The sequence below is a fragment of the Pseudomonas sp. 2VD genome, assembly GCF_005503585.1.
Lineage (GTDB): Bacteria > Pseudomonadota > Gammaproteobacteria > Pseudomonadales > Pseudomonadaceae > Pseudomonas > Pseudomonas aeruginosa.
Genome location: NZ_SCND01000140.1, coordinates 1 through 14,013, shown reverse-complemented (window position 1 = coordinate 14,013; position 14,013 = coordinate 1). Strand labels below are relative to the sequence as shown.

The window sequence follows — 14,013 nt, the reverse complement described above, 5'->3', positions numbered from 1 at the left end:
CAGGGCTGCTGGTCATGGATTCGCACCAGGCTGCCACCCCTCGCCGGCTGCACCTCCAGCCACTGCCCAGCGTCCGCCAGGCGATAGCCGCGGCCTTCCTCCACCAGCGCCACGCCGGGCGCCTGGCGTTGCCACTTGGGCAAGACGCACATCGCGTAATCGTAGGGAGCCTTGCTGGTGCTGGCGGCCAGCGCCGGGGCGTTCGAAGCGGGAGGCGAGGCACAGGCGGACAGGGCCAGGGCGGCGAATACAGCGATAAGAATCTTCATGTCACGTCCCTCTTTGTCGATCCGTTCACGATTCGACGGTATCACCGCCCAAAGCGAGAACTGCAGCGACTTCGCGGCATGGTACTTATCGATAAGGTTGATATTGCAGGCGCATGACGAAGCGATCCGGCAACGCCCGATTCAGAGCCTATGGAAGGGGCTTTCCTTGCGCTTTGGTTATTAGCAAATGACTCGAAGCTTTCTTGGATCGAACAATGTTCTGGTATTGTTGCGCCGCCAACGGGAGAAACAAGAAACCAGAACCGCCACGCACGGTAAATGGGACAAATGACTCCCGTGCACTTCGAACCTTGCGCTTCCTTCAATTTCAGCGCACATCAAGCCAACAACCAGGAACAATAAGATGTTGAAGAAAAGGATTTGCCTGCTGGCACTGGGCATCGCGACTGCAAGCCAGGCGATGGCCAATGACCAAGAAGCAGCAAAGGGGTTTGTCGAGGACAGCCACCTCGATCTGTTCTTCCGCAATGCATATATCAAACGCGACAAGAAGTACGGTACAGAGGACCAAGCAGAGTGGGGCCAGGCCGCAACCGCGACCTTCACTTCCGGCTTCACCCAAGGAACCATCGGGATAGGTGTGGACGTGTTCGGTATGTACGCTGTTCGCTTGGACGGCGGCAAGGGTCGTAGCGGCGCCGCCGGTATCGACTTCTTCAAGCAGGGCGACAGCGGCTCCGCGGCGGACGATCTGTCCAAGGGCGGCGCGGCGGTGAAGTTCCGCATCTCCAACACCGTGCTCAAGTACGGCGACCAGATGCCCAGCCTGCCGGTGCTCAGCTACGACAACTCGCGCCTGCTCCCGGAAAGCTACAGCGGCACCCTGATCACCTCCAAGGAGATCGAGGGCCTGGAGCTGAACGCCGGTCGCTTCACCGCGGAATCCCGCAAGAGCGCCGAAGGGCGCGACAGCGGCGGCCTGAAGAGCATCAACGTGTTCGGCGGCAAGTACGCCTTCACCGATCACTTCAACGCCTCGCTGTACGCTTCCGACGTCGAGGACGTACTGAAGAAGCAGTACATCAACCTGAACTACACCATCCCGCTGCAGGCCGACCAGTCGCTGAACTTCGACTTCAACGGCTATCGCACCAAGCTGGACAGCGACTTCGCCGACCAGAACTTCAACGGTAACCGCGACAACAAGATCTGGAGCCTGGCGGCGTCCTACACCATCGACGCCCACACCTTCATGATCGCCCACCAGCGCAACACCGGCGACACCGGCTACAACTACGGCTGGTACCAGAACGCCGGCGGCATCGGCGACGGCGGCACCACCATCTGGCTGGCCAACTCCTACTGGTCGGACTTCAACGCCGAGGACGAGCGTTCCTGGCAGGTCAGCTACGCCCTGGACTTCGCCAAGTACGGCGTGCCCGGCCTGACCTACCGCGTAGCCTACGTGCGCGGCGACAACATCAAGACCGCCGAGACCAGCAACGGCAAGGAGCGCGAGATCTTCAACCAGGTCCAGTACGTGGTGCAGAGCGGCCCGGCCAAGGACCTCACCCTGCGCCTGCGTAGCTCGTTTGCTCGCGTTTCCGCTGATGCCCGCGATAGCTACTTCAGTGGCGGCAACGAAATCCGTGCCTTCGTCGAGTACCCGTTCAGCGTGTTCTGATCGAACCCTCGAGCGCGACGAGAACCCCGGGCCAGTCCCGGGGTTTTCTTTTTTGCGTTTCGTGCTCCAGTTCAACCTTATCGGGTGGCGCCGCACAGCATCGGAAAGCCGGTGATAGCATTCGCTCTCGCTTGCCATTGCTTATCGATATCGACAATGCCGTTCCGGAAACACCTTCTGCTCCCCCTCCTCGGTCTTGCCCTGCTGCTCGGCGGTTGCGGCCCCAGTGTCAGTTACTCCTACATTCCGCCGACCAGCGATGCCGGCCTGCACTGCGTGACCCAGTGCAATGCCGAGAAGCGCCAGTGCAAGACCCTCGCAAAGCTGCAGCAGCGCCAGGACGAGGCGCTCTACCAGGCGCAGAGCACGGCCTACAACTACTGCATGCAGAACAGCGACAAGAAGAAGCGCAAGTCCTGTCCCTACCCGCAGCGCAACTTCGATTTCGGCGACGACTGCCAGGACGAGTACCGCAGTTGCTACCAGTCCTGCGGCGGCACCATCCGCCGCATCGTCCACCAGGACTGAGGCGCGACGCCCGGCAGGCATGCCGGACGTGCGGCAATACCGTCAGGCGAAGACGAAGTACTTGCGCACCGTCTCCACTACCTCCCAGGTACCACGCAGGCCCGGCTCGATGACGAACACGTCGCCCGCCCTCAGGTGCACCGGTTGCTCGCCTTCCGGGGTGATGATGCAGTAGCCGTCGAGGAAGTGGCAGAACTCCCAGCGTTCGTAGTTCACCTCCCACTTGCCCGGCGTGCAGATCCAGGTGCCCATCAGCTTGCTGCCGTCCGCCGAGGCGTATGCGTTGAGGTTGACGGTATGCGGATCGCCGTCGATCCGCTTCCACTTGGTGGCGTCCAGCACGGGTACGGGACAGGTATCGCGCAGTACGGTGATGAAATCTGACATGGTCGCTCCAGGAAGGCAGTGGATGAATGCCTCACCATAGGGCCACGCGCGGGGCGCCGGTTGTCTGGGTTCGACATCGGCCTAGCTGAAAGCGCTAGGCAGCCCGGGCGCTCAGCGACGCCTGCCATTCAGCGCTGCCAGCAGGTCGCAGACCATGATCAGCAGCAGCATGGGTACGGCGAACGGAAAGAACGCCAGCGCCGCGTATTCGTAGGCCTGACCCGTCCACCACAGGCAAAGGCTGGCGACCGCCACGAGCAGGAAGCTGGCGGCGACGATGAACTTGCACAAGCGCGAGGCGAACCTGAGCGTATCGTCCACGACGAATCTCCTTCGGCGACTCCCCCGCAGTCTGCCGAAACCGCTCTGTCCCGGCGGTGACGCAAGAATGACGATTCGGACAGAATTGTTACGCCTGCCGCAAAACTTCATTCCACTTTGTTAGCTGGCTAATCAAATTCCCCCTTGATATCGTCTTTTTCGCCAGATCCCCAAGGCCTGGCAAATGTCCCTTGTACAGGCCATTACCAACCCTCCCCCCGCTTGGTAATGGCCTTTTTTTTCCCTTCTGCCGTAGTCCATGGAGATCGCATGCCACGCATTGCCCTGGTCCTGGGTGTGCTGCTGGTCAGCGCCTGCGCACAGCCTGTCACGCCGGACTCGATAGTCGAGGAATCGTTTTCCCGCAGCGCCAGCGAACGCCAGCTGGAAGAGCTGAACCGCCAGGGCCTTCCCTACGAGCAGTACCGGCTGCGCCGCCAGCGCATTCTCGGCCGCTGATCCCGGCGCCGCGCCTAGCGCTTCTTCGGCACCACCGCCCGCACCGCCTCGCAGACGACCAGCCCGACCATCAGCGGGATCAGCAGCGGCAGGATCGACATCGAGAGGTTTTCCGCTCCCGAGCTGAGGAGAAACGGAAACTGGCTGAGGAAGGCGACCATCGCCAGGCTGAGCAGGATCAGCAGGCCGTAGAGGCATGACGCCAATTTCAGAGCTTTTTCCATGACCGGGTAGAAAGTGAAGGATTCGGAAGAAAATCTACCCGCCCCGCTCCCCCGGTATGGCGAGAAGCAAGATTTTTTCAGATTCGGGTGCCCCGAAAAGACGCGAACCCGACCGACCGATCACCCCTCCATGCCCGTCGCGACAACCCGATCGGTCGGGTCCGGACTTGCAACATACCGCCGTGCCGATATCACGTCGCCTACCGGAACAAGGAGTTGTTCTTTTCGACGAACGTCCTCGCCTCCCGCTATCGCCCGCCCATCGCGACCTCGTATGCTCGCCGGGCGATGCCTCATGCCAGCAACCCTCACCCACAAGGGAGCAACACGATGAGCAACCTGCCTGCGATCATCCTGGTCCACGGCTTCTGGGGCGGCGCCGCCCACTGGAGCAAGGTCATTCTCGAACTGAAACGCCTCGGCCACGACAACCTGCATGCCGTCGAACTACCGTTGACCTCGCTGGCGGACGATGCCGAGCGGACGCGCAAGATGATCGCGCAGCAACAGGGGCCGGTCCTGCTGGTCGGACACTCCTATGGCGGCGCGGTGATCACCGAGGCCGGCAACCAGCCGAATGTGGTCGGGCTGGTCTATATCGCCGCCTTCGCCCCCGACAGCGGCGAAAGTCCCGGTGGCATCACCCAGGAGCACTTGCCCCTGGCCGCAGCGAACCTGGCGCCGGACAGCGATGGCTATCTCTGGGTGAAGGCGGACAGGTTCCACGAAAGCTTCTGCCAGGATCTCGCTGCGGACGAAGGGCTGGTCATGGGCATCACCCAGAAGGCTCCGCTGGCCAGCACTTTTGGCGATGCCATCGGCAGCCCGGCCTGGAAGAGCAAGCCCTCCTGGTACCAGATTTCCAGCGCCGATCGCATGATTGCGCCGGAGAACCAGGAGCGGATGGCCGCGCGGATCGCACCGAGGAAGATCGTCACCCTCGATGCCAGCCACGCGTCACTGGCCTCGCGAGCGAAGGAAGTAGCGGCGCTGATCGACGAGGCCGCCGTGGCCACCGCCCACTAGCGCCGCGCAGGACGCGGCAGCAGGCCTGGCCTGCTGCCGCGGCGGGCTCAGAGGCCGAGGGCGGACAGGTCGAGGCGGCCGTCGGCCATGGGCGGACACCAGAAGTAGCTGCCGCTGATCGGCCGGGTGAAACGGAACAGGCCATCGAGCACCCCGTCTTCCACGCCGATCATCCGTAGCCACTGGACCTCGAAGGCCTCGAACGAGCGGCCGAAGGCGGCGAACAACAGCCCCGCGCGGTGCTCGTCGGACCAGGGCGCGCCGCGCCGCAGGAGGAACGCGGCGGGCTCGAAGCTTTCCTGCTCGGTACGCTTGACGTGGGCATAGGCCGGCGCGTCTTCCAGTTCTTCATCGTCGGACTTGCGGCGGCCGATGATGTTGTCCATCTCCTCGCCGGGGATCGCCTGCATCCGGTCGAAGTCATGCAGCCACTGCTGGACAGCAACGAAACTGCCGCCATCCAGGCCCGCACCGCGCCCGGAGACCAGCGCGGCTTCGAGCGCCGCATCGCCCTTGGGGTTCTCGGTGCCGTCCTTGTAGCCGGACAGGTCGCGGTCCTCGCCGTAGAGGAACGCATCCACCGCGCCGGTCCGCTGGAAGGCCGGCGCCAGCGACCGTTCCAGCGCGTGCGAGCGCAGCGTCACCTCGCCGCGATCCTCGCCGCGCAGCCAGCACCACAGCGCGGAGGGCGTGGACGGCAGGTCGATGCCGGGCGCGGCGAGCACCGGATAGTCCTTCATGCCCTCGACGGTCTTGCCGAGGCTGAGCATCAGCGAATGGCCGATACCCACCACCAGCTGGTAACCATCGGTGGCCGCGGCCAGGCTGGCCAAGGTCGCGGCCACCTGCTCGGGTTGGGAAATACTGAAAAACAGGTAGCGACCCACCACCGGAATCGGGGTGAGAATGCCTGGCTGAGCCGCGCTCATGTTGCCTCCATCTATCATCAGGCCGTGCGCCGCTCGTGGCGATGCACCTTCGATCTCGTTCTGGTTCGAGCAATGCTCGGTCTCGGAGCGCAGCGGCGGGCGACGCCAAGCGAAGCGGCTCCGAAATACCCGCGCATCCTAAACCGGTGCAACGCCAGAGACCACTCGAAGACGAGGGAAAAGCGCGAAGCCGGACCTGCGTCGCTTAGAACTCCATCGGCATGAGACCGACCACCAGGCCGGCGACGGCAAGGGCAAACACCAGCAGGGCCTTGGCGAGTTCGAGATGATGGGCGTTCATGGGCTTACCTGTCGGAGGGAAAGCCTGACGCTAGACGCCGAACATTGCAGTTGTGCAATCAGTCCCGGTCCGCTTGCGGCGAAGCCGCTCCGCTCGCCGAAAGCAAGCCCAGCGCATGCTCCAGCGCCGCATCCAGGACCTTGTCGCGCGCCACCTCGCTCGCCTGGGCTCGCGCGAGAAGCACCGCGCCGACCGACAGGCAGGTGAGCACCCAGGCCCGGTTCTCGTCGCCCATCAGTTCGGCCAGCCGCCGTTGCCGTTGTTCCAGGGCGCGTTCGAAGGTTTCCCGCACCTCGGGCCCTGCCCGGCCCACCTCGGCGGCCAGCGCCGGAATCGGGCAGCCCATGTCGGCATGCTGCGCATGACCGCGACTGAGGTAGAGACGGGTGGCGCCGGCCAGTTGCTCCAGGCTGTCCAGCGGAAAGGCATCGTGCTGGGCGCTCAGCTCGCGCTGCAGGATCGCTTCAAGCAACTCCGCCTTGCTGGAGAATTGCGAGTAGAACGCCCCGGTGGTAAGACCAGCCGCCTTCATCAAGGTGTCCAGGCCGGTGCTGGCGAAGCCCTGGCGCTTCACCAGCGGAGCGGCCTTGCTCAACAACAGGGCGCGGGTGGCCTGTTTCTGTTCCGGTTTGTAGCGCATGCAGACTATCCGTTGGTTGGGGAGACGATGGCGCGACATTGGATAATGATCGTTATATAACAATCGTTATCCAATGAGGAAGCCGCAATGACTCTAGCACCGCGACACCTGCGCATAGAACAACGAGGACGCGTCCTGCAGGTCCTGCTCGACAATCCCCCGGCGAACTTCCTCACCACGGCGGTGATGCAGGAACTGGCCGACCTGCTGGACGACCTGGAGCAGCGCCAGGACATCGGTGCCGTCATCCTTTCCGGAGCGGCGGATGGGGTCTTCCTGACCCACTTCGACGTCGACGAGATCGAGCGCGCCGTCGCCCCCATCACCTTCTCCATGCCGGCCTGGCTGACACGCCTGCTGCTGGAAAGCGAAAGCCTCCTGCGCCACCTGCCTGGAGCGAGGAAGCTGCTGCGTCACACCCTGCTGGCCGGCGTCGCCGACATGAACCTGTTCCATGAGGTCACCGCGCACATGCGCCGCATGGACAAGGTGTTCATCGCCGCGATCAACGGCCTGGCCCTGGGCGGCGGCTGCGAGCTGGCGCTGGCCTGCGACCTGCGCCTGATGGCCGAGGACGACCAGGTGGAACGCTTCCTCGGCCAACCGGAAGTACTCATCGGCCTGATACCGGGAGGCGGCGGCACCCAGATGCTGGCGCGCAGCCTGGGCGTGGCCAAAGCCCTGGAGTTGTGCCTGGAAGGACAACTGCTGGAGCCGCGCCAGGCCCTTGCGCTGGGCCTGGTCAACGGGCTGGCGCCAGCGGAGGAGCTACTGGAAGCCGCCGACGCGCTGGCGCAACGCCTGTCCCGGCGCTCGCCGCAGGCGGTGCACCTGATCAAGCGTTCGATCTACCAGGCGGCTTCCCGCGACTGGACGGAGGGCATGGCCAGCGAAAAGGCCGGCTTCCTCTCCGCCGCCTCCCAAGGCAATACCCGCCGCGCCATGCGCGAATACATCGAACGGGTGCGCACCATCACCCGCGAAGAGCGTCCTTTCCGCCGTGCGGATTTCGACGACCTGACCGAAGGCAACGCCATCGACATGGCCTACAGGTGATCTGCATGACTGCCTCCCCTTCCCCGGTTTCCGCCACGCCTTGGCTGACCCTGAGCATTCGCCTGATGGCCGGCGGCTTCCTGCTGTTCTTCGGCCTGGCCCTGGCCACGCTGCTCCTGCGGCTCGACCAGTCGCTGCTCGACTCCGACGCCGGGCGCCTGCTGCTCCGCCTGGTTCGCTGGGGCGACCAGCAAGGCGGCGGACAGCACTACGAGCTGATGATCTCGACGATCTACCTGGTCTGGGGCGCATTCCTCTGGCGCGCCGCCAGCCAGCCCTTCCGCCACCGGCTGTTCATCGACTTCACCGTGGCGGCCAATGCCGCGCACTTCGGCCTGATGTTCCTGCAGGGACTGTTGATGCCCGGCGAACACATCCACCTGGCCGGCGATGTCCTGCTGGGCTGGGCCTCGCTGGTGCCGCTGATGCTGTTCTGGATACCGCAACGCAAGCGGGCAGCCCCTTCGCTCGCCGTCGAGCGGAGATGACGACGGTGCAACGGCCTCAAAGGGGCCTAGCAGTTCGAACAGGCTCCTCTTGATGCCGTTGCGGACTGGCCTATGCTCACGGTGTGTGCGAACCCCAAGGGTATTTCCCGACCAGCTCCCCCGCGGTCGGGATTTTTTTTGCCTGTCGCTCAGCGCACCGGATCGAAGGGCGAATAGCCCCGCCGGCGCAGGCTCGCCAGGGGCGCGAACAGCGGCTCCGGCAGATCGGCCCAATCGAACCAGGCCCAGCCGTCGCACTTGCCCGGCTCCATGAGGCGCGCCTCGGCATCCTCCGCGCAACCGGCCAGGATGAACGCGGTGAGGTAGTGGCGCCCCTCGAAGACGTCATTGCTGAACGGGCCGTGGCGCAGTTCGCTCAGCGCCAGGCCGGTCTCTTCCAGGGCTTCGCGCAGGGCGCAGTCCTCCACCGCCTCGCCGAACTCGAGATGGCCGCCGGGCGCCGACCAGCAGCCAGCGCCGTGGCTGCCCTTGCGGCGCCCCAGCAACACCTTGCCGTCCCGCAAGATCAGGACGCCCACGCCTACCTGCGGTACCGGCATCGTCGCACTCCTGCTTCGGGATCAGAGATGGAGCGTACCGCTCATGTACAACGCCGCCTTGCCGGAGATGACCACCCGCTCGCCGCGCACGTCGCATTCCAGGCGCCCCTTGCGCGCCCCGCCCTGCTCGGCGCTCAGCCGGGTCTTGCCCAGGCGCTGCGCCCAGTACGACGCCAGGGAGGTATGCGCGGAACCGGTCACCGGGTCTTCGTTGACGCCGACGTTGGGCCCGAACCAGCGCGAGACGAAATCGAAGCGCTGGCTGCGCGCGGTCACCGCCACCCCGCGGCACGGCAAGCCCTTCAGCCGGGCGAAGTCAGGCGCCAGGGCAGCGATCGTCTTTTCGTCGTCGACCACCACGAGGTAATCGTCGGTCTTCAGCACTTCCGCCTCGGCAATACCCAGCGCCTCCAGCAGTCCGTCCGGTGTCGCGCAAGGCTCCGGACGCTTGGCCGGGAAGTCCATCGCCAGCGAGTCGCCCTCGCGCCGTACGCTCAGCTCGCCGCTGCGGGTGGCGAAACGCAGTACCGGGGAAGCGTCGTCGAGCTTGTGGATCAGCACCCAGGCCGTCGCCAGGGTCGCATGGCCGCACAGGTCCACCTCGACCTGCGGCGTGAACCAGCGCAATCGATAGTCGCCGTCGCGGCCGACGACAAAGGCGGTTTCCGAAAGATTGTTCTCTTCCGCGATGGCCTGCAGGCGCTCGTCGTCCAGCCAGGCATCGAGGGGGCAGACCGCCGCCGGATTGCCCTGGAAGGGACTGTCGGCGAATGCGTCGACCTGGAAGATCGTCAGTTCCATGTTCCGGACTCCTGTATCGATGGGCTGCGCACCTTAGCAGCCGGACCGAGACCAGGACAATGCCGCGCCCCGCGCAGGCGCCTCGCTCAGATCTGACGGATATCCAGCAGCGCCCAGACCTGGTAACCCTGGCGCTTGGCTTCCTTCTCCGCTTCCAGTTGCGCGGTGACCTTGCTGATGGAGCGCGAGCGATGTTCGAAACGCAGCGGCAATCCCGCCCCGTCCTTGCGCACGCTCAGTTCGACGATGGTGTAGCGGACCGGCTGGCTAGCCTCGGTCCGGGCCTTTTTCGGTCGTGTTTCCGCAAGGCCCAGCGCCTTGCGCATCTGTTCTTCAGAGTAGATTTCCTGCACGCATTCACCCAGATTGAATAAAACCCGCAAATCCTATTGGTTCGCGACCCCACTTGCCAGGATAGTCGGCGAAGCGGGTCACACATCGACGCGAAAATCGCGCCTACCAGATCCGGCAGCTTCATCGAAACCGCCGCCGACATAAGCTGTGGGCGCTGTACATCCCTGGATCCTTTCCCGGCCTGCTCCACGCGGCCGGGATTTTTTTTGCCCGCCGCAGCCGCTTCCCGGACAACGCGTCAATCGGTTACGTCATTGCGCCATCGCGATTGTGGTACCGCACGCCTTGAAGTATGAAAACACACCGCCATTCCCGCGCGGACATACTGCCCAGGACCCATCCATGCCACGAACCAGAACAACAATAATCGCCGCCACCCTGCTGCTGGCCAGCTCCCTGCTCCACGCCCAGGAGCAGATGCCCGCCGCAACGCCAGCCTCGAACCTGCTCACCGCCGCAGTCGCCTGGCGGCAGACCGCCGCCGAATACCGCGCCCTCTACTACCAGGGCTTCAACGTTGCCCGCGATCGACTGGACCGGGCGCTGGCCGCGCGGCAGCCCGGGGCGAGGAAACCGGCGATCATCAGCGACCTCGACGATACACTGCTCGGCAGCAACAGCTACTGGAGCTTCCTGCTCAGCCAGGACAAGGAGTTCTTCGACGACGCCGTCTGGGACCGTTGGGTCGCAGCCAACGGCCCGAGCCTGACCCCCGGCGCCCTGGAGTTCCTCGCATACGCCAGGTCCCGAGGCGTGGAGATTTTCTACGTGTCCAGCCGCGACCAGGGCGAAAAGACCCTGGAGTATGCCCTGGGCAACATGCGCGCCCTGCGCATGCCGTTCGCCGACGCAGAGCATGTGACCATCCTGCGCGACAGCTCGAATAAAGAGCCGGCGCAGAAGGCCATCGCCGCGCAGTACGACGTGTTGCTGATGCTCGGCGACAACCTGAACGACTTCCAGCGCCGCTACTACGTCGACGACGTGATGCAGCGCAACCGGCTGCTCGACGAGGACCGCAAGGCATTCGGCGAGAAGTACGTGATCTTCCCCAATCCCACCGACGGCCATTGGATGAAAGCCATCTTCGGTGAGTCGGAACCCGCCGACACGCCGGCCAACCGCGCCCGCTTCCGCGCCGCGGCGAGCCAGGGCGCCTGGATGGGCGGCGACTGAAACCCTACACGGCGCACCAGGGAAGGTCCGTCGTCAGTCGAGCGCCGCGCACTCCGCGCAAACGTAGTGCCCGTCCGCGTCCCTCGCTACCAGCACGTCCTCGCAGCAAGCGCAGGGTTGCCAGGCCGGCCCGGCTTCGCTCTCCTCACCGCCATCGGCGTAGTCTTCGGCGGACGCCGCGTCGAACTCGTCCTCCAGGTATTCGTTGTCCAGCAGGTGGTCGTGCTCGGGCTCGTAGATGTCGTCTTCGTCGCGCATGTTCGACCGTCGTCTCGCTGGAGGTGGCGGACTTATAAATGCGCCCGCCCGTCACGTCAACGTCCGTTCGCAGCGGGCCGGCAAAAGGACGCACCCACTCCGGGCGCTCGTCGAATTGCACTAGAATCGCCCCTGCCTCCTGCCACCGACCCAAAGCATTATGAGCAAACTCCAGCACATCGGCCTGTTCTTCTTCGTCCTCCTTTCCGCCGGTCTGGCCCTCGGCTACCAGCTCGACTGTGCGGACGGCAGTCACATCGAGACCTATCTGTTGCGCGGCCTGGGCGCCCGCCTGCTGGGCATCGACCTGTGCCTGCCGCCCAGCCACTGAGACCGGCAGCGCGGCGCCGCTAGCCGGCCAGTTGCAGCCAAAGCGAAAACACGCCCAGCGCACACCAGAAGCCGGCGAACAGAAACGGCACGCGTCGCGAGAACAGCAAGGTTTTCTCGAAGCTGCCGCGGTTGACCTCGCGTTCGCTGAACAATGGCGAATCATCGTAGGCCAGGCCGATTTCCGGATCGCTGTGCAGCAGGCAGGACTGCTTGAACTGCCAGTGGCAGATGATCTCCGAGGATGCCTGGATGCCCGGCCAGGCATGCAGGGAATTGACGATCCCGAGCAGTGCCAGGAGCGCCGGCACCACCAGGGTGAACAGCTCGCCCCAGGCCGGGTTCAGGTTGGCCATCGACGAGGCGTAGGCGATGACCAGGAACGACTGTGCCGTCAGGTAGGCGTTGGTCCGACTGGATAGCTGGCCCGTCTCGTAGTGGATTTCCCGCCGGTAGAAGTCCAGCCGCTCCTTGGCTGAACAGAAGATCCGGACATCGGATTCTTGCGACAACGGCCCTCCGGGCATGATCAACCTGGACACAAGCACGACACCTCGAACGAGTGGATGGACTTGTTTGGAAAGAACCGATCCACGCCGGTTCGGAATCTCCGACGACCGTTCCCCGCGCCGGTAACGATTTCCGCCACCGCCCCGCTGGCCATGGAACTCAACGGAGCCCTGACCGCCGCACGCCTGCGCAAGGTAAAAAGGGCGATCCTCCCGGATCGCCCTCCTGCATCAGAACAACGCCCCCAGGTAAGCCGCCGCGCCGCCGCCGAACTGTGCACCGACGTTGACCCCGGCCATCAACAGGGCGCCACGGGACGATTGCAGTAATTGCCGCGACATGCTGGCGCCCAGCGCGGCGGTCAATGGCGAGGCGCTCGCCAGCGCCACCGCCGCCAGCAGCTTGGGATCGAGGCCGAAGAGGATCGCCGTGCCCGAACCGCCGGCGATGACTCCCGCGCCGAGTTCGACGTACATGCAGGGCCCGGTGAAGTCGCCGCGGGACAGGTCGCGCCCCACCAGGCCGTCCGCGACCAAGACGGTTCCGGTGCTCGGCAACGCCTCCAGCGCACCGGCCCCGCCAACGCTCTTGCCCTTGACATTGAGGTTGACCTTGCCGAAGCGCGGCAGGCGCATGCCCAGTCCGATCCCGCCGCCCACCCCGCCATAGCGGAAGGACACGTTCTCACCCTCCGGCGAGAGCAACGTGATGGAGCCGCCGCTACCCGCCAGGAAGGCCACGGTCATGCCTCCGCCACTGGCCGTCACGTAGCGCCAGCGACTCTCGTTGAGGGGCAAGGGAATGGGAAGTTGCGACATGACTTCAATGTCCTTTTGAGGTCGGTTGGGAAGAACGCAGGCCCAGCAATCCCCTGAACCCGACAATACCGAAGAGTGCGCCGAAGCCGCAGAGGAAAGCGCTGGTTCCCCAGAGCGCGCCGGCATCGTCGACTATCGCGCTGGCCGCCGGCCGCCCAGCCTCGTAGAGGACGCGAACCGGCTCGCCCACCTGGTAGCCGAAGATGAAGCCGCCCTGGGGATAGGAAATCCGCTCGCCGGAAACGCTGGTGAAATCGATCTGCGGATGCGAACCGCCGGCATTCAAGGCGCTGACCGTCCCCTGGGCTTCCTGCGCAGTACGCAGGAAATGGTACCGCTCGACGGTCTTGAAACCGCCGGCGAGCAGGAGGCCGAGTCCGAGCAGGGAAAAAAGGGAAGCGTGAAGAAGTCCGCCGATACGCGAACCGGAAGAGGTCGTCATGAGCCTTGTCGCCTGAATCATCCGTGAAGGCGCTAGGGTCGGAAAAGACCGCCCCCGCTGTCAATAGCGGCTATGCGATGAAGCGCGAGCCCAGGCGAGCACGGGCCGAGCGGCCTTTTTCGGGGCGCAAACGAAAAAAGGCGACCCTTTCGGATCGCCTTTCTTGTCCCGCCAGCAGCGCGGGATTTGTTTGGTAGGCACGATTGGATTCGAACCAACGACCCCCACCATGTCAAGGTGGTGCTCTAACCAACTGAGCTACGTGCCTGCTGATGGCGCGCATTCTACAGACCCCAAAAACACCGTCAAGCTTTTTTTTCGCTAACTCTCTGAAAAAGTGGAATTTTTATTTTCATGGGGTCCGTTGAAAATTTTGCACGGAGGCTAGCCGGCCGATTTCGACTCGGGTAGCATCCGGGCATCCGTAAAAAATAAAAAACAGAGGTGCAAGATGCCGCACACCCCCTACCCCTCCTCCTATTACGCCTGTC

General features: G+C 64.3%; 21 protein-coding genes and 1 tRNA gene. 8 read left to right on the top strand and 14 right to left on the bottom strand.

The annotated features are described in order from the left end of the window. A partial coding sequence (locus tag FFS27_RS16635; RefSeq protein ID WP_137952102.1) for a hypothetical protein occupies nt 1-269 on the bottom strand: 269 nt, incomplete at its 3' end. A 364-nt stretch (nt 270-633) separates the two neighbouring features. Between FFS27_RS16635 and FFS27_RS16630 the strand changes: the two genes are divergently transcribed. Next, nucleotides 634-1,914 carry an OprD family porin gene (locus FFS27_RS16630; RefSeq protein WP_003090815.1) on the top strand — a complete coding sequence of 427 codons (1,281 nt, stop codon included), beginning with the start codon at nt 634-636 and terminating at the stop codon, nt 1,912-1,914. A gap of 156 nt (nt 1,915-2,070) precedes the next feature. Then, the gene (locus FFS27_RS16625; protein ID WP_003090816.1) at nt 2,071-2,442 is read left to right on the top strand and encodes a hypothetical protein; all 372 of its coding nucleotides are present in this window, start codon (nt 2,071-2,073) and stop codon (nt 2,440-2,442) included. Nucleotides 2,443-2,484: 42 nt separating this feature from the next. Here FFS27_RS16625 and FFS27_RS16620 read toward each other — a convergent pair whose 3' ends face one another. Next, nucleotides 2,485-2,829 (bottom strand): cupin domain-containing protein, encoded by a 345-nt coding sequence (locus tag FFS27_RS16620; protein WP_003090818.1) that lies wholly within the window; start codon nt 2,827-2,829, stop codon nt 2,485-2,487. Between the two features lie 111 nt (nt 2,830-2,940). After that, nucleotides 2,941-3,150: a hypothetical protein gene (locus tag FFS27_RS16615; RefSeq protein WP_003090820.1), complete on the bottom strand. Its 210-nt coding sequence runs from the start codon at nt 3,148-3,150 to the stop codon at nt 2,941-2,943. 270 nt (nt 3,151-3,420) lie between these two features. On the opposite strand from FFS27_RS16615, the gene FFS27_RS16610 reads away from it, so the two are divergent. Beyond that, nucleotides 3,421-3,609, top strand: a complete 189-nt coding sequence (locus FFS27_RS16610; protein ID WP_003090821.1) for a hypothetical protein — start codon at nt 3,421-3,423, stop codon at nt 3,607-3,609. Between the two features lie 14 nt (nt 3,610-3,623). Here the strand turns inward: FFS27_RS16610 and FFS27_RS16605 are convergent, their stop codons facing one another. Further along, nucleotides 3,624-3,815, bottom strand: coding sequence for a hypothetical protein (locus FFS27_RS16605; protein ID WP_003099127.1), 192 nt, complete (start codon nt 3,813-3,815; stop codon nt 3,624-3,626). Between the two features lie 348 nt (nt 3,816-4,163). Between FFS27_RS16605 and FFS27_RS16600 the strand changes: the two genes are divergently transcribed. Next, on the top strand, nt 4,164-4,859 hold the full coding sequence (locus tag FFS27_RS16600; protein ID WP_003090823.1) for an alpha/beta hydrolase: 696 nt from the start codon (nt 4,164-4,166) through the stop codon (nt 4,857-4,859). A 47-nt stretch (nt 4,860-4,906) separates the two neighbouring features. Here FFS27_RS16600 and FFS27_RS16595 read toward each other — a convergent pair whose 3' ends face one another. Both FFS27_RS16595 and FFS27_RS16590 read right to left on the bottom strand, forming a co-directional pair. Then, nucleotides 4,907-5,806, bottom strand: coding sequence for a Dyp-type peroxidase (locus tag FFS27_RS16595; protein ID WP_003119903.1), 900 nt, complete (start codon nt 5,804-5,806; stop codon nt 4,907-4,909). Nucleotides 5,807-6,147: 341 nt separating this feature from the next. After that, complete coding sequence (locus FFS27_RS16590; protein WP_021205536.1) at nt 6,148-6,729, bottom strand: TetR/AcrR family transcriptional regulator; 582 nt, start codon at nt 6,727-6,729, stop codon at nt 6,148-6,150. Between the two features lie 87 nt (nt 6,730-6,816). Between FFS27_RS16590 and FFS27_RS16585 the strand changes: the two genes are divergently transcribed. Together FFS27_RS16585 and FFS27_RS16580 are read left to right on the top strand one after the other, a co-directional pair. After that, a complete protein-coding gene (locus tag FFS27_RS16585) occupies nt 6,817-7,785 on the top strand; it encodes an enoyl-CoA hydratase/isomerase family protein (protein WP_003108887.1) in 969 nt (322 codons plus the stop codon). A gap of 5 nt (nt 7,786-7,790) precedes the next feature. Then, nucleotides 7,791-8,273, top strand: coding sequence for a DUF6632 domain-containing protein (locus FFS27_RS16580; protein ID WP_021264937.1), 483 nt, complete (start codon nt 7,791-7,793; stop codon nt 8,271-8,273). A 149-nt stretch (nt 8,274-8,422) separates the two neighbouring features. Here FFS27_RS16580 and FFS27_RS16575 read toward each other — a convergent pair whose 3' ends face one another. The 3 genes from FFS27_RS16575 to FFS27_RS16565 form a co-directional block, all read right to left on the bottom strand. Next, nucleotides 8,423-8,833 (bottom strand): nucleotide triphosphate diphosphatase NUDT15, encoded by a 411-nt coding sequence (locus FFS27_RS16575; protein WP_021264938.1) that lies wholly within the window; start codon nt 8,831-8,833, stop codon nt 8,423-8,425. Nucleotides 8,834-8,854: 21 nt separating this feature from the next. Next, nucleotides 8,855-9,634 (bottom strand): PhzF family phenazine biosynthesis protein, encoded by a 780-nt coding sequence (locus FFS27_RS16570; protein ID WP_021264939.1) that lies wholly within the window; start codon nt 9,632-9,634, stop codon nt 8,855-8,857. An 86-nt stretch (nt 9,635-9,720) separates the two neighbouring features. Beyond that, a complete protein-coding gene (locus FFS27_RS16565) occupies nt 9,721-9,960 on the bottom strand; it encodes a hypothetical protein (RefSeq protein WP_003099145.1) in 240 nt (79 codons plus the stop codon). 370 nt (nt 9,961-10,330) lie between these two features. Here FFS27_RS16565 and FFS27_RS16560 point away from each other — a divergent pair, with 370 nt between their 5' ends. Next, on the top strand, nt 10,331-11,164 hold the full coding sequence (locus FFS27_RS16560; RefSeq protein ID WP_023101120.1) for a 5'-nucleotidase, lipoprotein e(P4) family: 834 nt from the start codon (nt 10,331-10,333) through the stop codon (nt 11,162-11,164). 33 nt (nt 11,165-11,197) lie between these two features. On the opposite strand, the gene FFS27_RS16555 is transcribed toward FFS27_RS16560, so the two are convergent. Further along, complete coding sequence (locus FFS27_RS16555; RefSeq protein ID WP_003126372.1) at nt 11,198-11,422, bottom strand: hypothetical protein; 225 nt, start codon at nt 11,420-11,422, stop codon at nt 11,198-11,200. 160 nt (nt 11,423-11,582) lie between these two features. Here FFS27_RS16555 and FFS27_RS16550 point away from each other — a divergent pair, with 160 nt between their 5' ends. Continuing rightward, nucleotides 11,583-11,753 carry a hypothetical protein gene (locus FFS27_RS16550; RefSeq protein ID WP_003090834.1) on the top strand — a complete coding sequence of 57 codons (171 nt, stop codon included), beginning with the start codon at nt 11,583-11,585 and terminating at the stop codon, nt 11,751-11,753. A 19-nt stretch (nt 11,754-11,772) separates the two neighbouring features. Here the strand turns inward: FFS27_RS16550 and FFS27_RS16545 are convergent, their stop codons facing one another. The 4 genes from FFS27_RS16545 to FFS27_RS16530 all read right to left on the bottom strand — a co-directional run bounded on the left by FFS27_RS16545 (nt 11,773) and on the right by FFS27_RS16530 (nt 13,790). Continuing rightward, nucleotides 11,773-12,294, bottom strand: coding sequence for a hypothetical protein (locus FFS27_RS16545; RefSeq protein ID WP_003119901.1), 522 nt, complete (start codon nt 12,292-12,294; stop codon nt 11,773-11,775). Between the two features lie 198 nt (nt 12,295-12,492). Then, nucleotides 12,493-13,080, bottom strand: coding sequence for a type IV secretion system toxin Tse4 (tse4, locus tag FFS27_RS16540; protein ID WP_003099160.1), 588 nt, complete (start codon nt 13,078-13,080; stop codon nt 12,493-12,495). Between the two features lie 4 nt (nt 13,081-13,084). Beyond that, nucleotides 13,085-13,522: a type VI secretion system immunity protein Tsi4 gene (gene tsi4 / locus FFS27_RS16535; RefSeq protein ID WP_003099162.1), complete on the bottom strand. Its 438-nt coding sequence runs from the start codon at nt 13,520-13,522 to the stop codon at nt 13,085-13,087. Between the two features lie 191 nt (nt 13,523-13,713). Beyond that, nucleotides 13,714-13,790, bottom strand: a tRNA-Val gene (locus FFS27_RS16530). Nucleotides 13,791-14,013 lie beyond the last annotated feature (223 nt).